The organism is Nocardiopsis sp. EMB25 (assembly GCF_026797795.1).
In the GTDB taxonomy this organism is placed as follows: domain Bacteria; phylum Actinomycetota; class Actinomycetes; order Streptosporangiales; family Streptosporangiaceae; genus Nocardiopsis; species Nocardiopsis lucentensis.
The window spans coordinates 2681577-2700265 of the sequence record NZ_JAMTDN010000001.1 but is presented as its reverse complement, the minus strand read 5'-3'; the positions used below and the strand labels follow the sequence as shown (position 1 = coordinate 2700265).

At 72.6% G+C, this 18689-nt stretch carries 14 protein-coding genes and 1 other RNA gene; 7 read left to right on the top strand and 8 right to left on the bottom strand.

Features of this window, described 5'->3' with window-relative positions; translation table 11 throughout:
* Positions 1 to 61 precede the first annotated feature (61 nt).
* The 3 genes from KIK06_RS11545 to KIK06_RS11535 all read right to left on the bottom strand — a co-directional run bounded on the left by KIK06_RS11545 (position 62) and on the right by KIK06_RS11535 (position 2838).
* The gene (locus tag KIK06_RS11545; RefSeq protein ID WP_268643156.1) at positions 62 to 415 is read right to left on the bottom strand and encodes a hypothetical protein; all 354 of its coding nucleotides are present in this window, start codon (positions 413 to 415) and stop codon (positions 62 to 64) included.
* A gap of 104 nt (positions 416 to 519) precedes the next feature.
* Entirely contained in the window at positions 520 to 1386 is an 867-nt protein-coding gene (locus tag KIK06_RS11540; RefSeq protein ID WP_268643155.1) for a deoxyribonuclease IV, read from the bottom strand.
* A 72-nt stretch (positions 1387 to 1458) separates the two neighbouring features.
* The gene (locus KIK06_RS11535; RefSeq protein WP_268643154.1) at positions 1459 to 2838 is read right to left on the bottom strand and encodes an FAD-binding oxidoreductase; all 1380 of its coding nucleotides are present in this window, start codon (positions 2836 to 2838) and stop codon (positions 1459 to 1461) included.
* A 61-nt stretch (positions 2839 to 2899) separates the two neighbouring features.
* Here KIK06_RS11535 and KIK06_RS11530 point away from each other — a divergent pair, with 61 nt between their 5' ends.
* From KIK06_RS11530 to KIK06_RS11505, 6 genes are all read left to right on the top strand, one after another.
* Positions 2900 to 3910 carry a helix-turn-helix transcriptional regulator gene (locus KIK06_RS11530; RefSeq protein ID WP_268643153.1) on the top strand — a complete coding sequence of 337 codons (1011 nt, stop codon included), beginning with the start codon at positions 2900 to 2902 and terminating at the stop codon, positions 3908 to 3910.
* Positions 3907 to 4767, top strand: a complete 861-nt coding sequence (locus tag KIK06_RS11525; RefSeq protein ID WP_268643152.1) for a Nif3-like dinuclear metal center hexameric protein — start codon at positions 3907 to 3909, stop codon at positions 4765 to 4767. Before KIK06_RS11530 ends, KIK06_RS11525 begins: the two co-directional genes overlap by 4 nt.
* Positions 4768 to 4867: 100 nt before the next feature.
* Positions 4868 to 5629, top strand: a complete 762-nt coding sequence (locus KIK06_RS11520; RefSeq protein WP_268643151.1) for a zinc ribbon domain-containing protein — start codon at positions 4868 to 4870, stop codon at positions 5627 to 5629.
* Positions 5626 to 6285 carry a histidine phosphatase family protein gene (locus KIK06_RS11515; protein ID WP_017598352.1) on the top strand — a complete coding sequence of 220 codons (660 nt, stop codon included), beginning with the start codon at positions 5626 to 5628 and terminating at the stop codon, positions 6283 to 6285. Before KIK06_RS11520 ends, KIK06_RS11515 begins: the two co-directional genes overlap by 4 nt.
* A 15-nt stretch (positions 6286 to 6300) precedes the next feature.
* Positions 6301 to 6687, top strand: an RNA gene (gene rnpB, locus KIK06_RS11510) — RNase P RNA component class A.
* Between the two features lie 443 nt (positions 6688 to 7130).
* On the top strand, positions 7131 to 7280 hold the full coding sequence (locus tag KIK06_RS11505; protein ID WP_017598351.1) for a hypothetical protein: 150 nt from the start codon (positions 7131 to 7133) through the stop codon (positions 7278 to 7280).
* Here KIK06_RS11505 and KIK06_RS11500 read toward each other — a convergent pair.
* The 3 genes from KIK06_RS11500 to KIK06_RS11490 form a co-directional block, all read right to left on the bottom strand.
* Complete coding sequence (locus tag KIK06_RS11500; RefSeq protein WP_268643150.1) at positions 7229 to 9586, bottom strand: bifunctional SulP family inorganic anion transporter/carbonic anhydrase; 2358 nt, start codon at positions 9584 to 9586, stop codon at positions 7229 to 7231. The two genes, KIK06_RS11505 and KIK06_RS11500, sit on opposite strands and share 52 nt — an antisense overlap.
* Before the next feature lie 351 nt (positions 9587 to 9937).
* On the bottom strand, positions 9938 to 12067 hold the full coding sequence (locus KIK06_RS11495; RefSeq protein WP_268643149.1) for a hypothetical protein: 2130 nt from the start codon (positions 12065 to 12067) through the stop codon (positions 9938 to 9940).
* A gap of 355 nt (positions 12068 to 12422) precedes the next feature.
* Complete coding sequence (locus KIK06_RS11490; RefSeq protein ID WP_017598349.1) at positions 12423 to 13034, bottom strand: YbhB/YbcL family Raf kinase inhibitor-like protein; 612 nt, start codon at positions 13032 to 13034, stop codon at positions 12423 to 12425.
* A 252-nt stretch (positions 13035 to 13286) separates the two neighbouring features.
* On the opposite strand from KIK06_RS11490, the gene KIK06_RS11485 reads away from it, so the two are divergent.
* Positions 13287 to 16604 (top strand): BTAD domain-containing putative transcriptional regulator, encoded by a 3318-nt coding sequence (locus tag KIK06_RS11485; protein WP_268643148.1) that lies wholly within the window; start codon positions 13287 to 13289, stop codon positions 16602 to 16604.
* A 106-nt stretch (positions 16605 to 16710) separates the two neighbouring features.
* Here KIK06_RS11485 and KIK06_RS11480 read toward each other — a convergent pair whose 3' ends face one another.
* Together KIK06_RS11480 and KIK06_RS11475 are read right to left on the bottom strand one after the other, a co-directional pair.
* Positions 16711 to 17550 (bottom strand): ABC transporter permease, encoded by an 840-nt coding sequence (locus tag KIK06_RS11480; RefSeq protein ID WP_017598347.1) that lies wholly within the window; start codon positions 17548 to 17550, stop codon positions 16711 to 16713.
* Complete coding sequence (locus KIK06_RS11475) at positions 17547 to 18521, bottom strand: daunorubicin resistance protein DrrA family ABC transporter ATP-binding protein (RefSeq protein ID WP_026127556.1); 975 nt, start codon at positions 18519 to 18521, stop codon at positions 17547 to 17549. Before KIK06_RS11475 ends, KIK06_RS11480 begins: the two co-directional genes overlap by 4 nt.
* Between the last annotated feature and the right edge of the window lie 168 nt (positions 18522 to 18689).

The window sequence follows — 18689 nt, the reverse complement described above, 5'->3', positions numbered from 1 at the left end:
ACGGAGGGCGGCGGCCTGAGGGTGGGTGCCGTGCGTGGCACAGCGAGGGGGAGACGCCGCCCTACGGGTTGTTCCCCTCGGTCAGGTCGGGGGCGTAGTACTCGTCGAGGGGGATGGGGCCCCGGTAGCCCTGGCACATGCACTGGCGGTAGGTGGAACCGGCCTGGCCCGTCCAGCGGCCGGGGATGACCACCTGGGTCTGGCACTTCTTGGTCGACTTGTCGTGGAAGACCAGGTGGTGGCCGCATCCGCAGAGCGGCTGCGGCTGCTGGTGTCCGCCCTGCACGGCCCGCTGTTGTTCGTGTTGGCGTTGTTGGGTGAGGGAGGCACGCGCCTGGCGCCTCGTCACCTGGCGTCCGGCGACGAACCCGACCACCGCGATGACCGCTCCGACCACCATTGACACCGGCTCCATCGGGCGGCTCCCTTCCCTCGTCCCACACCGCGCCCGGCCACGGGCGCCACCATTGTCCCCCATCCTTGGGCGCACGGGAATCCGGTCCCGTTCCCCCGCGGCGCCTACGAACGGTCTGCGCGCAGCCCCTTGAGCGTGGTCACGTCGGCCGCGTGCGGCTTGGCCGGGCCGGGCGTCTCCAGGATCAGCGGAACCCCCGCGGTCACCGGGTGCGTGAACAGCTCGCCGAACGGCTCGGAGCCGATGTGGCCGGCACCGATGTTCTCGTGGCGGTCCTTCTTGCTCCCGCACGGCTCCTTGGAGTCGTTGACGTGGATCACCCGCAACCGGTCCCCGCCCACGACCTCGCCGAAGCGGTCCAGGGCCTCACACATGCCCTTCGGAGTGGAGATGTCGTGTCCGGCGGCGAACATGTGCGCCGTGTCCAGGCACACGCCCACGTTCTCGTGCCAGTCCAGGGCCTCGAAGTAGGGAACCAGGTCGTCGACGGTGGCGCACAGCACCTGCCCCTGCCCGGCCATCGGCTCCAGGAGTACCGGCGGGACGTCGTCGCCGAGCCGCTCCAGCAACGGCGTCAGCCGGTCCCGGGTGCGCTCCAAACCGGCCTCCCGGCCGCCCGAGACCGCGGACCCGGTGTGCACGACCACGCCGCGCGCGTTGATCTCACCACCTCGGACCAGGGCGTGCTCCAAGGACCGGACCGACTTCTCCGCGGTCTCGTCGCTGGGCGTGCCCAGGTTGATCAGGTAGGGAGCGTGCACGAAGAGCGGCAGGTCGGTGCGCTCGCGCATGCGCGCGTCCTGCTCCGGGTCGCCCCCGTTGGTCGCCCACCCGCGCGGGTTGGACACGAACACCTGCACTGTCTCGGCGCCGATCTCCTCGGCGTAGGCCAGACCCTTGGTCGCCATCCCGCCCGCGACCGGCACGTGCGCGCCGACCGGGGACTCGGGCCGCTGTTGTTCTTTGTTCATAGCGGTGAACAGCCTAGACGCAGGTGGGCACGGGTCCGGTCGCGCCGGGCGGAGCGCGACCGGACCCGTGACTCACACCAGCGGCGGGATCCGATGGTTGGCCAGGACCACCTCATGCGGGTCGTGGGCGGCCCTGATCCGGGACAGGCGGTGGAAGTCCTCCGGAGCGAAGGCCTCCCGCACCTCGGCGTCGGTGAGCGGACCAAAGCTGAAACCGAGTGAGCGCCCGAGCACGTGGCCGTCGAACAGCGACGCGGCCCCGTCCCGGAGCGCACGCGCCTCGGCCCCGTCGTCTCCGCCGACAGTGAGCACGGTCACCGAGTAGGCGGCGTCACGGTGGCCGACCGCGTCGGGATGTTCCGGCGGCCGTGCCAGGGCGCCACCCAGGTGGCGGAGCCCGACCACCGTGGTGAACGGCAGACCGGGGCCGGTCAGCTCGGTCAGTCGCGCGGTCGCGGCCGGGTCCAGTCCGTCGACCAGGAGGTTGCGGGAACGGTAGCCGTGCGGATGGTCGGGCTCGGCGTAGACCCCGCCCGACTCCGCGTAGGGGATCTCGCCCAGCGTGTCCATGAGGATCGGCCCGGCGGCGCGCAGCGGTTCCACCACGGCCGGTCCCCGCTCGGGTCGGCCGGCCCAGGCCAGGGCCACCTGTGCGACGTGTCTGCCCCGCAGCGGTTCGGGCACCCCCGGCACGTCGGGGAGGACCAGCTTCGTCAGGCCCGAGGTCAGCTCCTCCGGGGCCGTCGCGGTCCACTCCCGCCAGGCGTCCAGGATCTCGGGAGCCCCGTCGACGTCGAAGTACAGGCTGCCGCCGTAGAACCGGTCGACCGGGAAGAGCGCGATCTCCATCCCCGTGACCACGCCGAAGGAGCCGCCACCGCCGCGCACGGCCCAGAACAGATCCGGCTCCTCCTCCGCCGAGACGCGGCGCGACCGTCCGTCCGCGGTCACCACGTCGAGCCGTCTCACGTGGTCGGCGGCGTATCCGTGGGTTCTGCCCAGCAGGCCCACACCGCCGGTCAGCGTGTACGGGACCGCGCCGACGCCGGGGGCGCTCCCGGACAGCGGAGCCAGCCCGTACTCGGCGGCGGCCGCGATGACGCGGGCCCAGGGCGCGCCCGCGGCCACCCACGCCGTGCGCCGGTCGGGGTCCACCCGCACCTCCGCCAGGCGGCGGGTGCTGATCAGCACGCCCCCGTCCAGAGGAACCCCCACACCGTGGCCGCTGGCCTGGACCGCGACCCGGAGCCCATGGTCCGCGGCCGCGGCCACGGCCGCTCCGACGTCCTTCGCGTCGGTCGCGCCGACCACGGCCGCGGGCCGGTGCCCGCCCAGCAGTTGGAGCCCCGTGCGCTCCGCGTCGTATCCGTCCCGCGCCGGTGACAGCACCGGTCCGGAGACCCGCGTGACCAGCGCCCGCATCACGTTCGTATCCTGCGTCGTCTGCGTCATGCGGCCAACCTAGGAGGCGATGCGGCCACACCATGGCCGCGATTCCTGGCATTCTGAGCGCATGTACGACGCATCGGTCCGCAAGGGCATGCCGCAGCGGCTGCTGCGCCTGCTGTCCCTGTTGCAGAGTCGACGCGAGTGGGCGGGCGCGGAGTTGACCGAACGCCTCGGCGTCAGCGCCCGCACCCTGCGCCGCGACGTCGACCGGCTCCGGTCGCTCGACTACCAGGTGGAGGGGGTCCCCGGGGTCGCGGGCGGCTACCGGCTCGTCCCCGGACACGACCTCCCGCCGCTGCTGCTCAACGACGAGGAGGCGGTGGCCATCGGGCTCGGCCTGGTGACCGTCTCCGGCGTCGAGGAGAGCGCATCGCAGGCCCTGGCCAAACTCCAGCGGGTGCTGCCCACCCGGCTGCGTCCGCGGCTGACCGCGGTCAGCGGCACCACCATGGCGGTGCGCCGTGACGGAGTCCCGAGCGTGAGCCCCCGCGATCTGGCGATGCTCGGATCGTGCTGCCGCGAGTACGCGGTCGTGGACTTCGACTACCGCGACCGCGCGGGCCGTACGGGGGAGCGCCGGGTCGAGCCCCACCACCTGGTCGACCACGGAGGACACTGGTACCTGGTCGCGCACGACACCGGCCGTGGGGACTGGCGCACCTTCCGGGTGGACCGGATGGACGGCATCCGGCGCACCCACCGCCGTTTCACGCCCAGGGAGCTGCCCGCCGCCGACCCCGCCGAGTACGTCGTGCGCTCCTTCGCCGGGGCGATCCACCGCCACACCGCGCGGATCGTCCTCGGGCTGTCGGCCGAGACCGTGCGCTCCCGGCTGTACGGGCCGATCCCGGGCGCGATCGAGGCCACGGGAGCGGACTCCTGCGCGGTGCGGATCAGCGCCGACTCGCTCGACCTGGTCTGCCAGTACACGATGGCCGTGCTCTCCCTCGACGCCGACTTCGACCTCGACGCGCCGCCGGAGGTCGTGGATCGTCTCGGCTCCGTGGGCGGTCGACTCGCGGATCTCCCCTCCCGCGCGCGGCGGTCCGCCGAAGCGCTAGTGTCGGGGCCGTGAACACCGCGACGCCACCCCACCGCCTGGCCGACGTGATCTCCGCCTTCGAGGGGATGTACCCACCGAGCTGGGCCATGTCCTGGGACGCCGTCGGTCTCGTGTGCGGGGACCCCGGACAGAGCGTGCGACGTGTCCTGTTCGCCGTCGACCCGGTCGCCGCGGTCGTGGACGAGGCCCTGGAGTGGGGCGCGGACCTGATCATCACCCACCACCCGCTCATGCTGCGCGGCGTCACGAGCGTGGCCGCCGACACCCCCAAGGGCAACGTCGTGCACCGGCTCATCCGCGCCGGATCCGCCCTGTACACGGCGCACACCAACGCCGACACGGCCGCGCCCGGGGTGTCCGACGCCCTGGCGCGCGCGGTGGGCCTCAACGGGGATCTGCGCCCCCTCGACCCTGACACCACCGACCCCGAGGGGCGGCGCGGCATCGGACGGATCGGCACCCTGGACCAGCCGATGATCCTGCACGACTTCGCCGCGCAGGTGGCCCAGGGGCTACCCGCGACGGCTCCCGGGATCCGCGTCGCGGGTGACCTGGACCGCCTGGTCACCACCGTCGCCGTGTCCGGCGGGGCCGGTGACTCCCTGCTCGGCGCCGCCCGGGCGGCGGGTGTGGACGTGTTCGTCACCTCGGACCTGCGCCACCACCCGGCCTCGGAGTTCGTCGAGGACCCCGGTCCCGCCCTCATCGACACTCCGCACTTCGCCAGCGAGTGGCCCTGGCTCGCGGACGGGGCGATCCACCTGGCTGACGCACTCGCGCGCGCGAACGGCTCTGATGGGGCTAACGTGGAGATCCGGGTGTCGACGATCGTGACGGACACCTGGTCGCGGGCCTTCTCCCACATCTGAAGACCCCTCTTCCGTCCCACCGGGCGGTCGAACCCAACTGCACAGAGACGGGCGCGGACGGCGACCCCGCCTTCCCCAGCCACTCCAGGAGACGTGACAAGTGAAAGCCGAACCCGCCGCACAGGCCAGACTGCTCGACCTCCAGGCCCTGGACACCGAGCTCCAGCGTCTGGACCACCGTGCCCGGACCCTCAAGGAGGTCTCCGAGGCGGCGGAGCTCAAGGAGCGCGTGGACGAGATCGACGCCGAACTGATCGCCGTGCGGACACGGATCTCCGACGTGGGCCGCGAGCAGCGCAAGGCCGAGAGCGACGTCGACCAGGTGCGGGCGCGCGCCGACCGCGACTCCCAGCGTCTGGAGTCGGGCGTCATCACCAACGCCAAGGAGCTGCAGAACCTCCAGTCGGAGATCGCCTCCCTGGGCCGTCGCCAGGCTGAGCTGGAGGAGGTCGTGCTGGAGGTGATGGAGCGCGCCGAGGGCCTGGAGGCCGAGGCCGCCCGCCTGGTCACCGAGCACGAGGAGAAGGCCGCCGAGTACACCGCGGCCACCGCTCGACGCGACACCGCCGCCGCCGAGATCCAGTGGGACCGGACCCGGGTGCTCCAGGACCGTGAGCGCGTGGCCGCCGACGTGCCCGCCGACCTGCTGGCCCTGTACGACAAGCTGCGCGGGCAGCACGACGGGCTGGCCGCCGCGCCGTTGCGGTACGGGCGCTGCGGTGGGTGCAAGCTCGCCCTGAGCACGGTGGAGCTCAACGAGATCCGCGCGACCCCCGCCGACGAGGTCGTTCGCTGCGAGGACTGCCGCCGCATCCTGGTCCGCACCGAGGAGTCGGGTCTGGGCGCCCAGACCGCGCAGTGAGTACCGGTTGGGCGTCCGCCGAGGAGCACCCGACCCGACTGGTGCTGCTGCGCCACGGGCAGACCCCGCTGTCCGTGGAGCGCCGCTTCGCCGGGCGAGGCGACTTCCCGTTGACCGACCACGGTCACGCCCAGGCCCGGTCGGCGGCTCGCCGCCTGGCCGCCTGGCCGATCGACGTGGTGGTCTCCTCTCCGCTCCGGAGGGCCCGCGACACCGCCGCCTACACCGCCGAGGAGCTCGGACTGCCGATTGAGGTCGACGAGGGCTTCGTGGAGACCGACTTCGGCGACTGGGAGGGTATGACCTTCGCCGAGGCGCGCGAGCGGGCGCCCGGCGCCGTCGACGCGTGGCTGGCCGACCCGGAGACGGCGCCGCCGGGAGGCGAGAGCTTCGCCAAGGCGGCGGAGCGGGTCGGCGCCGCGCGCGCGGCCCTCCTCGACCGGTACCCGGGCCGTACCGTCCTGGTGGTCACGCACGTGACCCCGATCAAGGTGGTCGTGCAGCAGGCGATGCTCGCTCCGGTGACGGCCCTGTACCGGATGTTCCTGGACACGGCCTGCCTGACCGAGGTGGACTGCTACGCGGACGGACCCATGGTGGTGCGTTCCTTGAACGACACCGCCCATCTGGACGGAAGCCCCGGCGAACGGGCGTAGAATGCGGGGTGAGGGGGAGTCGGCCAGACGGTCGCGGCCCCGTGCCAGCGGTACGGGTTCGAGGAAAGTCCGGACTCCACAGGGCAGGGTGGTCGGCAACACCGACCCGGGGTGACCCGCGGGACAGTGCCACAGAAAACAGACCGCCACCGCTCGCGGTGGTAAGGGTGAAACGGTGGTGTAAGAGACCACCAGCGACCGGAGTGATCCGGCCGGCTAGGTAAACCCCACCCGGAGCAAGGTCAAAAAAGGAGCCTTCGGGCTCCCGCGCGGATGTTCGAGGGCGGCCCGCCCGAGTTCGCGGGTAGACCGCACCGAGGCCGTCGGCAACGGCGGTCCCAGATGGATGGCCGTCCGGTCCCTTCGGACCGACAGAATCCGGCTTACCGGCCGACTCCCTCCCTCACACCCTCCTGACCAGGCGCTCAGCGTCCGAGAGTCGGCCGTGTTCCGGATTCCGGGCCGGTCGGCGGAGTGGGGCCGTGGCCCATAATCGAGGGCGTGGACGCCCCCGCGTCGCTGGAAGCCGCCTCTCTGGAACCCGGTGCGCGAGCCACGGCGCGACCCGCTCCTCGCGACGCCTCGCGGTGGCGGCGCCTTCGGCCCGGCCGGATGATCACCGTGTACGAAGCCCGGCCCGTGGCGGGAACGGCGGTTGTCCTGGAGGTCCGACGCGAGGCCGCCGCCGGTACGGCGCTACAGCCCTCGGGTGATGGCTGAATCCCCGTGTCCGTGGGAAGATTGGCTCTGCGCTCCGTGCCCGGGCGGTGCCCGGAGCGCGTCCGCCCGTGGGCCGCGAGGTCGGCGGCCCAACGGGCATCGGCGTCCACGGGAATGGGTGACTCTTGTTCGACTCCACCATCTTCTGGGTGATCCTCTTCGGCCTGCCGGGCCTGGCGATCGTCGTGATCATCGCGCTCGCCGCCTACCAGGCCTCGGGTGTTCAGCAGGACGGTCGTGACGACGCCCCCGACGACGACTCGTCGATCAGCTGACCCCCGCCCGTGCGCGGCGGCGGGACGGGACCGGTGACGTCCTGGAGGCCGCGCACGGGGGAGAAGCGCCCCGTCTCGGCGTCCAACAGGTGCACCCTGGCCGTCTCCAGGTCGTAGTACATCCCCGTCAGCGTCAGCGTCCCCGACTCCACCCGTTCCCTCACCACCTGGTAGCTCATGAGGTTGCCGAGCTGTTCCTCGACGTTGGCCCGGGCCAGGCGGCACAGGGTCTCCGAGGTCGGCGTGCTCTCCGGAGGGCTCTCCGGAACGTCGATACGCGCCAGGCTCGGCGCCGCGTTGGCCAGCCACCGGCACATGTGCGTGGTGCCGGCCTCCTCCGCGTCCGTGTGGGCGCCCTCCAGCAGGGCTTTCATCGCACCGCAGTGGGAGTGCCCGCACACGACGATGGAGGGCACCCCCAACACCGTGACCGCGTACTCGACCGCGGCTCCCACCGACCCGTCCCCGGAGGTGCCCGAGGGCGGCACCAGGTTGCCCACGTTGCGCAGGGTGAACAGGTCACCGGGGCCGCTGGAGGTGATGACGTTGGGCACCACCCGCGAGTCGGCGCACGTGACGAACAGCGCGGTCGGGTACTGGCCGTGCGCGAGCCGACTCATCACCGACCGCATCCGGTCGGCCGTGCTGGCGTGGTATTCACGGGCCCCGGCGGTCAGCAGTCCCAGCGCGTTCACCTCGCCGTCGGCCTCCCCGCGCATCTCCCAGGGCGCCCACCACCGCCCCGGCCCGTGAGGGGAGGTCTTGGCGGCCGGGGCGGTCCGTGCGGAGCTGCGCGTGTACCACTGCTCGTGGGTCTCGTCGATGTCGACGCTGCCCCCGCCGCGCTCGTGGTCCACACGCCAGGCGTGGATGGACTCGAAGGCCGCGTGGTCCATGAAGTCGACGTGCAGGTCGAGGTCGACCCGGGCCCCCGACGGGATCGTGCGCAGGACATGCGCGAGCCGGGGCACGCCCAGGAAGGTGAGCGACCCGTGCACGGACACGTGAACCCGACCGCCGTGCTCCTCGGTGCGGACGGTGAACCGGGTCAGACGCCTCAGTGACACGATCATCGCCAGGGCGAACCCGAGGAACACCCCCTCCAGGAGCCCCAGGAAGACCACACCGAACAGGGTCACCAGGTAGACGCTGCCCTCGTGGTGGCGGCGCAGGTCGCGAAGGTGGGCGATGGAGACCATCCGTGCCCCGACGAAGACCAGCAGCGCGGCCAACGCGGCCATCGGGATGAGTTCGACCACGCGCGCGAACAGGGCGACGAACACCAGGATCCACACACCGTGCAGGACCGCCGACAGGGGTGTGCGGCCTCCGGCGCGCACGTTGGTCGTACTGCGCACGATCACGCCCGCCACGGGCAGCCCGCCCAGGGCCCCGCTGACGGTGTTGGCCGCGCCCTGGCCGAACAGCTCACGGTTGAGCCGCACGCGGCGCCCACCGTGCTCGCGGTCCACGGCGATCGCCGACAGCAGGGACTCCACGCTCGCGACCATCGCCACCGCGGCCACTGCCATGGCCACGCCGTGCCACTGTCCGGCCTCGGGCAGGGCGGGGCCGGACCAGGCGTCGACGAGGGAGTCGGGCAGGGAGACGGTCTGCACCTCCCAGCGGCCCAGGGTGGCGATGGCGGTCGCCGTGCCCACCGCGACCAGGGAGGCGGGCACGACCGAGGGGCGGATCCGGCCGATCGACGGCAGCTTGCCCCAGCCGAACATGATGGCGATCGTGATGACCCCGACCGCGACGGCGGCGGTGTGGTTGTGCGCGACCTGGTGCGGCAGGTCGGTGATGTTGCTGAGCGCCGAGCTCTGTGGCGCCCCGCCCAGCGCCACGTGCAGCTGGGCGAGGGCGATGGTGGCGCCGACGCCGGCGAGCATGCCGTGGATGACCGCGGGGGAGACGGCCAGAGCCGCGCGGGCGATGCGGACGGCGCCGAGGGCGACCTGGAGGAGTCCGGCGAGGACGGTGATGAGACAGGTGACCCGCCAGCCGTAGGTGGTGATCAGCTCGGCGACGATGATCGTCTGTGCCGCGGTCGGCCCGCTGACCTGCACCATCGACCCGCCGAACAATCCGGCGACGATACCGCCGACGATGGCCGCGGTCAGACCGGCGATGAGGGGCGCGCCCGCGGCGACGGCGATGCCCAGGGACAGCGGGACGGCGACCAGGAAGACGACGAGGGAGGCCCCGACGTCGGCCATGACGGCTCTCCGGTCGGGGAGGCGCCGGGGGGAGGCCGTGGGGGGCGGCGACGCGGTCGGTGTTCCCTGGGTATCGGTGCGCATGGTTGCTCCGTTCGGGTCGGACCAGGCGGTCGGGTGGCGGTGCACGCGGACGTCGGTGTCCGGACGGGGGATGCGCGTGAGAACGCGAAACGGCACTGTGGACGCGAAGAGTCCGCAGTTAGTCACCAACTGTAGTCAACGCGGGGCATGCGATGTGACGGACTGTCGCGGTTTTGGTAACCGTTTTCTTGGTTTCACACCGCGCGGGGGCGCGGGGAAAGGAGAACCGCCGGGGCGACGGTGGTGTTTCGTCGCCCCGGCGGTGTGAAACGGTCAGGCGGGCGGACCGGAAGGTCCCGATATGTCGCTACGCCGAGTCACGGACGGCGCCGACTCGCGGCGCCCTCCGGTTCAGAGGAAACGGCCGTCCTCGTATCCGCCCTCGTAGTACTCCCGGCCGTACGGGTCACGTGTTCCGCGTGGGTCAAGCGTGTCGGGAGAAGAAGGAGGGGGCCCGTACGGTGTTCCGGGGAGAGCGCCGTTCGGGTGGCCGGGCGGCGGCGGGGTCCCGTTGCGCCCGTTCTCCCACCGCTGCCATTCGTCGGCGGGCGGGTAGCCGTTTCCGTGGCCGGGCTGCTGGGGGTGGCCGTCCAGCATATCGGGGTGGAGGGCGTCGGAGGTGGAGGGCACACCGCCGTAGGGCTCGGGGAACCGGGGTGGCCGGGCGCCGTGGTCGGCCGGGGGACGGCTCGGCGCCGGGTGGTCCCCGGAGTACGGTCCCACCGGATAACCGCCGCTGGGGAAGCCCTGAGGCCCCCCGGGGAAGGCGCCGCCCGGAGCGGGCGGGTCGACGGGGAACCGCGAGTCCCCCCCTGTGTCGAACGGCGCGTGGCCGGGCGGGGTGGGAGCGGTGTGGTCGCCGCCAAAACCACCGGACGCGTAGCCGGACCCGGGGCCGGTGGGCGCGCTCGGCCCGCCGAGTCCCGCATCGGTCCCGCCCCACAGGGCGTCGCCCGAGTACGAGCCGCGTGCGTGGGATCCGGTGTCGTGGGACCGGTGCCGGTGGGAGCCGGTGTCGTACTCGGGCCGATAGGGGGCGGGGGCGCTGTGGGCTCCGGTGTCGTACTGGGGGAACGGGGGTGTGCCGTAGTTCCCGTGTGCGTGGGAGCCGGTGTCGTACTCGGGCCGATAGGGGGCGGGGGCGCTGTGGGCTCCGGTGTCGTACTCGGGGCGCGGCGGTGCGCCGTGGTTCCCGTGTGCGTGGGCCCCGGTGTCGTGGGCCGGTCGCCGGTGCGTGCCGGTGTCGTGGCCGCCGGAGGCTCCGGGGCCGTCCTGCTGCCCGTAACCGAGCGGGTGCCGCGCGGCCGGACGCTGGTGGGCTCCCGTGTCCATGCTGGACCATATCGGTGAGCCCGCGTCCTCGCCGGAGGGCGAGGGCCGGAAGCCGGGGTCGAGGGGGTCGCTGGACCCGGCGCGGTCCGATCGGGGCGATCCGAGGGGGTCGCCGAACGTGGGGGCGCCCGAGCCGTACCCCGACGGTCCCGACAGCGGGTCGCCCTGGGCGGGTGCACCGTTCGACGCCTCCCCGGAGGCGGAGGGTGCCGCGAAGGAGGAACCCGAATAGTGGGAACCGGTGTACGAGGAGCCCGGAGTGCCGTGGGACGGGGTCCCCGGAGACGCGGTGCCGGGATACGGGGAACTGAGCGGGTCCCCCGTGCCGTGACCGCCGAACGAACCCGGGGGGACCGAACCCGCGCCGCCCCGTGGATCGCGGTCGGTGGCCCCGGACCACGGCTCCGGGGCGGCCGCGGAGGGGAGCCCCCGGCTGGGTGTCCACGGTCCGGTACCGAGCGGGTCGTCGTCGCGCGGAGCCTCGGGCCCCGCCGACTCGGCCCGGGGGCGCGGCTCGCTCTCCCGGGGCTCGGCGGGAACCGGTCCCGCACTCTGCCCGAGACTGGCCAGGACGGCGAGATCGTCGGTGGGGCCAGCGGTCACGTCCGACGGGTGCGCCGCCGCGTCCGCGCCGCTCCCCCCGGCGCCTCGCACCGGCTCCGGAGCGGGGCCGCGCTCGTCCTCGTACCCCTCGTCGTAGTCGTCGTATCCGTCCTCGTAACCGTCGTCGTAGCCGTCCCCGTAGGCGTCGACATCGTCGTAGGCCTCGGCCTTCGCCGCACGGGGATCCGGCGTCTCGTCGTCGAGACGCTCGTCCCGGCCCTCACCGTCCAGACTCGACCAGAATCCGTTGTCGGCCAGGTCGGAGTCGTCGTCCCAGGCCACACCGCGCCGCCGCCCGCTCCGCGGACGACGTCCGGATCCGCCGTCCCCGTCGGTCCGCGCGCGCCGGGACCGACGGGGCGCCTCGCCCCCGCGGCCTCGACCCCGGTCCTCGGCCTCGGCGTCCTCGCGGTCCTCGTACTCGTGGTCGTCGCCGCGGGCGTCCTCGGACGAGCCCGTGCTCAACGCGCGCATGCCCAAGAGCAGGAGCACCAGCACGGCCAGCACGACGATGATGGCGATGATGATGATGACGGTGACGGTCATGTTGTACGCACTACCTTGGAGAGGTCGGCCGCACCCGGAGCACACCGTGGACCGCCCTGGCGAGGGCTGGCCGAGGGGAGACGGCGGCTGCCCGGGGCCGCGTTCGTCCGGGCTGCCAGGCCCGCGCGCCTGACGCGACGCGGGCGATCCGGTGCGGTCTCAGTTCGGGGTGCTGAGCGGCGGGCGGACGGATAACGGTCATCTGAAACGGGGTGAGGGGCACGGCCCCACTGTATGCCTTGTCGTGCTCCGTGTGCAGAGGGCGATACGAGCTTCCTCGTGTCGAACTCGGTGCGTCAGGAGCCGACGGGGAGCGAAACCGCCTGTGGGGCGCGTCATCCGACCGATGCCCCGATTACTCGCTGGTAGTCACCAGCGACCCCCGCGCGACCGCCTGGTCGGCGATCGCGTCCAGCGCCCGGCTCAGCTCGGCGCCGTCAGGCAGGTCCAAGGGGGCGTCCAGGGCATAGACGGTGAACCGGTACTCGTGGACGTCGCCGTCGGTGGGGCACGGGGCCCCGTACCGTGCCTCCCCCGCACTGTTCAGGGCCTGTTTGGCGTCGGCCGGAACGGTGTTCTGGCGCAACTCGACCAGCTGCGGGTCCAGGTCGAAGACCACCCAGAACACCTCAGCCGCCTGGGGATCGTCCACGACGAGCGCGATCGAACCCACCCCGTTCGGGAGGCCGGACCAGCGCACCGGCGGGGACACGGCCTCCCCGTCACCCTCCGACTCCTCACCGCCGCACACGTAGGCGTCCGGCAGCGGCTCTCCCTGCTGCATCAGCGCACTCGTGACGCTGATGTCGGTGGGCATGTCGCCGTTCTGCCCGGGTGAGAGCACGCCGCACCCGGTGGCCAGGGCCAAGGCGGCGCCCGCTCCGACCACACCCGCGCCCCGGAGCGCGGACCTGCGGGACGCGCTGCGCGCGCTGGTGATCCAAGAGGAAGGGAGGGCCGGGAACAATGGAACTCCTGCTGGGCTTTCGTGCCGGTGGGGCACAACTTGACGTACGGGGGAACGGCGTCGAAAGCGACCCCGTACCGCACCCGCGGGGGCGTGCGCGGACACCTCGGGGTTCGCCGACGCGCGTTCCTGAGCGAACCCTACTGCGGTCCGCGTCCTGATCCGTCGCTGATCCTCGCCCGTGCCCGCCCGACGCTCTGTTCGGACGGATTATTCCGGGCACCAGGTGACCGGATGGGTGATCATGGACCCGTGCGGTTCTCCATCCTCGGTCCTCTCCTGGTGCACGACGCGTCCGGACGGCCTGTCACCATCGGGGGCACGCGCCTGCGCACCCTGCTGATGCTGCTCCTGCTCCGACCCGGCCAACGGGTCCCCACCGAACAACTCACCGACGCCATCTGGGCCGAGGGGCCGCCGTCATCTGCGGGCAACGCGCTCCAGGCCCTGGTCTCGCGGCTGCGTCGGGCCCTGGGACCGGAAACGAAGATCCAGGGTGACGCCTCCGGCTACCGGCTGGCCATCGACCCCCAACAGGTGGACCTGGCGGAGTTCGACACCCTGGCCAAGCGCGGCCGGTCCCAGCTCGCCGCGGGTGAGTACGCTGCCGCCGTCACCACATTCGGCGACGCCCTGGCCCTGTGGCGCGGACCGGCCCTCCCCGAGCTCACGTCACGGGGTGTGGCGGAGGACACGGCGCTTCGGCTGGCGGAGACACACGGTGCGCTCGTCGAGGATCATCTGACCGCCCTGCTCGAACTGGGCCGGGCCGACGACGCCCTGCCCGAGGCCGAGGCCCTGGCCCGCCGTGAACCGCACCGTGAACGCCCCGTCGAACTCCTCATGCGTGCGCTCGCCGGAACCGGCCGCACCGCCGACGCCCTGGACGTCCACGACGGGTTTCGCGACCGGCTCGCCGAGGAACTGGGCCTGGACCCCTCACCACGACTGGCCGACGTCCACCTGCGCGTGCTGCGCGGGGAGTTCACCGTCGAGGGACCCCCGAGCCGGAAGGACGGTGGCGACCACTCCACCAGCGGCGTCCGGCGCGCCGCCACACCGGCCCCCCAACTCCGCCTGCCCACGTCACTCACCAGTTTCGTCCCTCGCGAGGCGGAGGTGGACACCGCCGTGGCGCAGCTGACCGGATCCCGGCTGGTCACCCTGATCGGCCCCGGAGGGGCGGGCAAGACCCGGCTGGCCATCGAGGCCGTCACGGCCCTGGCCGACCGCGCACCCGAGCTGCTCCCGTATGGCGGCTGGTTCGTCGAACTCGCCCCCATCGGCTCCGGTGATGACATCGTCGACGCGCTGGCCGCCGCCCTGGACCTGCGCGAACACGCCATCGTCCAGGCCCGCTCCAGCGCGCCCGCGGGGCCGGCCGAGGACCGCGTCGCCGCCTTCCTCGCCGACCGCCCGGCCCTGGTCGTCCTCGACAACTGCGAGCACCTCGTCGCCGAGGTCGCACGCGTGGTCGAACCCCTTCTCGCCCGCTGCCCAGGGCTGCGGCTGCTCACCACGTCCCGGGAACCGCTCGGGGTCCAGGGCGAGCGGCTCATCCCCGTCCCCCCGCTGTCCCTGCCTCCCGAGGGCGCCACCGCCGAGCGGGCCGCGGGATACGCCTCGGTCGAACTGTTCACCGAACGCGCCCGCGCCGTGCGCCCCGACTTCGCGGTCACCCCCGACAACGTGGGACACGTCGTGCGTATCGTCCGGGACCTGGACGGCATGCCCCTGGCCCTCGAACTGGCCGCGGTCCGCCTCAGGTCGATGACCCCGGCCCAGCTCGTCCGCCGGCTCTCCGACCGCTTCCGTCTCCTGACCGGGGGCGGCCGCTCCACCCGCCCGGGCCACCGCACGCTGCGCGCCGTCGTCGACTGGAGCTGGGAACTGCTCGACGAACCCGAACGTCGGCTCCTGCGTCGCCTGTCCATCTTCGCGGGCGGCGCCACTCTGGAGGCCGTCGAGAAGATCTGCGCCGATCCGGGCGAGGAGGGCACGGTCGGGGGCCGCGACGCGTGGGACGTGCTGTTCACGCTGGTCGACAAGTCTCTCGTGATCGCGGAGAACCCCGTCCGCGAGGACGCGCCGCCCCGGTACCGCCAGCTGGAGACCGTTCGCGCCTACGCCGCCGAACGCCTCACCGACAGCGGTGAGGAGGACCTGATCCGCGACGCGCACGCGTGCTACGTGCGTGATCTGTGGCGTGAGGGCGACCCGCTGCTGCGGGGGCCCCGCCAGACGGAGTGGGTCGTTCGGCTGAACGCCGAGTCGGACAACTGCGGGGCCGCCGTTCGCTGGGCGGTGCGGTGCGGCGACGTCGACCTCGCTCTGGACCTGGTCGAGTACACCCAGTGGTACTGGATCCTGGAGGGCGGCTGGCACCAGTTCGGGCGCTGGTGCTCGGAGGTGCTGTCGCTGGTCGGCGGCCGGGTACCGGAGGGGCGGGCCATCGCCTACGCCAGCTGCCTGTTCCACACGCACCCCGAGGGGGGACTCACCCCCGAGACGGTCCTGGACAACTTCCGCGCCGTCCGGGAGGTGTTGCGGGAGGCGGGGGAACGACCCGAGGACCATCCCGCGCTCCTGTACGGTCTCGTCTACGAGGCGTTGACCGAGGGCCCCGACGGGCCCGCGCGCGAGCGCGTGGAACGCGCCGCCGACCAGCGCGCCCCCTGGACGCGCGCGATGGTACTGCTGATGCTGGCCCTGCTCGACGCCGTCTTCGGCGACGCGAAGCGGGCCATGGAGCGCGCGCTCCACGCACGGGAGGGCTTCCGCGACGTCGGTGACAGCTGGGGCGAGCTCCAGGCTCTCATCCAGCTGTCGGACCTGCACCGGTTCGACGACCTGGACCGCTGCCGTGTCCTGCTCGCGGACGGGATCCGACTGGCGGACCGGTCGGGCCTGGTCTCGATCGCGATGCTGCTCCGGATCAAGCGCGCCGAGGTCCTCATCGGCCTCGGGGACACGGAGGGGGCCCGGCGCGACCTGGAGTCGACGGCCGAGCACGGCCCACCGCGTGAGGACGACCACATGGTCATCGCGCGCCTGGTCGAGGCCCGACTCCTGCGGGAGTCCGGTGACCTGGAGCGCGCTCGGGAGGCGGTGGACGACCTGGGGCCGCTCGTGACGCGGCTGGGCGGGTTCGCGCCGGTCTACGTGGAACCGCAGTGGCTGCTGGTGTCCGCCTCGGTCGCCTGGAGGGCGGGGGACACCGACCGCGCCTGGCGGGACGCGGGGCGGGCCTGGTGGCGCGCGGTACGCGGGCTCGATCCGATCTGCGCGGACGTGCTGGAGGTCCTGGGCCCGTTCGCGACCGCGCGGGACCCCGAGTGGGCCGCCACACTGCTCGGCTACGCGCGGGCGTTGCGCGGGATGTCCGACGTGGCGAGCCCGCTGGTGCGCCGGGCGAGGGAGGAGCTCACGGAGGGGTTGGGCGGGGCGGAGCTCGCTCGCCTGGTCGCCGTGGCGGGGCAGGAGCGGACGGTGGACATCCGTGCCCGCGTGAGCGAGTGGCTGGCCCCGATCGTGCCCGACGACGTCGAGGACCTCGGATGGACGTTGTGACCGGGGTACCGTCGTCCGGTCAGGCGGAGCCGGTCGGCCGGCCCGACCAGGGCGGTGCCGCCTCCGGGGGTGCGGAGACGACATCGCCCGTCGGTGGTCGCGCGGGTCAGGTGCGGCGCCGGTAGGCCCACACGGCCAACGGACCGAAGATCCCGATGAAGATCGCGGTCCACACGAGGGTCCAGGTCACCGGGGCGGCGACGTCGCCGCCGATCATCAGACCTCGCATGGCGTTCACCACGTGCGTGATCGGGTTGTTCTCCGCGACGACCCGCATCCAGCTGGGCATGGCCTGCGGGTCGACGAAGGCCGAGCTGCCGAAGGTCAGCGGGAACATGAGGATCATTCCGAAGCTCTGCACGGCCATCGGGGTGCGCACCATCATGCCGACGAACGCCGACATCCAGCAGAGCGCGAACGCGAACAGCAGGATGAGCGCCGCGGCGGCGACCACGCCGACCACACCTCCGTCGGGGCGGAACCCGATGGCCAGGCCGACCAGCAGCACCATCACCACGGTGATCGTGTACCGGACCAGGTCACCCAGGATGGCGCCGATCAGTGGAGCGGAACGGGCGATGGGCAGGGACCGGAAGCGGTCGAAGATGCCCTTCTCCACGTCCTGGCACAGGGTGAACCCGGTGCCCAGCGTGGCGAAGACCACCGACTGGGCGATGATGCCGGGCATGAGGAAGTCCCGGTAGGTCTGCCAGTCGCCCATCATCGCCTGCCCGAAGACGAAGACGAACAGCGTCACGAACATGATCGGCATGAACAGGAGCCCGAGGACCTCCTCGGGGTTCGTCTTGATCTTCAGGACGCTGCGCCAGGCCAGCTGGAGGCCGTTGCTCACCGTGGTCAGCGGGTCGATCCCGCGCGGCGCCTCCGGCACGGCCGCGTCCTCACGCCTCCCGGCGGAGGACTTGAGGGTGGTCGCGTCGCTCATGCTGAGACCCCTTTCGCCACGGTCTCGCCCGCGGGCTCGTCTTCGGCGGAGTGGCCGGTCAACGCGAGGAAGACCTCATCCAGACTCGGTTTGCGCAGTGACAGTTCGGCGAGGGCGACCTCCTGCTCGTCGAGGCGGCGGACCACCTCGGGCAGGACGGCCGCGTCCGTGACAGGGACGCTCGCGCCCAGTCCGTCGGCGGTCACCGGGCTGCTGGTGACCGCCTCGACGATCCGGACGGCCAGGTCGAGCTGCTCCGGGTCGACCGTGCGCAGCTCCAGAACCTGTTTGCCCGCGTGGTTCTTGAGTTCCTCCGGCGTGCCCCGGCTGATCACCCTGCCGTGGTCCAGTACGACGATGTCGTCGGCGAGCTGGTCGGCCTCCTCCAGGTACTGGGTGGTGAGCAGCACGGTGACTCCGTCGTTCACCAGTCCGCGCACCACGTCCCACAGGCCGTTGCGGCTGTGCGGGTCCAGGCCGGTGGTCGGCTCGTCCAGGTACAGCAGGGAGGGGCGGCCGACGAGGCTCGCGGCCAGGTCCAGGCGCCGACGCATGCCGCCGGAGTAGGTCTTGGCGGGGCGTCCGGCGGCGTCGGTGAGCTCGAAGCGCTCCAGCAGCTCGGCTGACCGGGCGCGCGCGGCGGCGCGGCCGAAGCCGAGCAGGCGCGCGATGAGTATCAGGTTCTCGGTGCCCGTCAGTTCGGCGTCCACCGCCGCGTACTGTCCGGTCAGCCCGATCAGGCGGCGCACGTCGTGTGGCCGCCTGACCACGTCGAAGCCCCCGACCTCGGCGTGGCCCCCGTCGGGCCGCAGCAGTGTCGACAGGATGCGCACGGTCGTGGTCTTACCGGATCCGTTGGGCCCCAGGACGCCCAGCACGGCCCCCGTCCTTGCGGTCAGGTCCACCCCGTCCAGGGCGCGTTTGCCCTTGAACTGTTTGACCAGGCCCTCCGCGCGGATGGCGTCAGTCATCATGCCTCCGTTTCTACCGTTCGGTCTCAAGTGTGCCGATCCGGTCTGACAGAACGCTGACACGCGGCCTCGGGGAGGCATGGAGCGCTCCGGACACGAAACGGCCGCGGCGGGGTCACTCCCCGCCGCGGCCGCGTCGGCCGGACCGTGGTGGCGTGCCCGTCACCA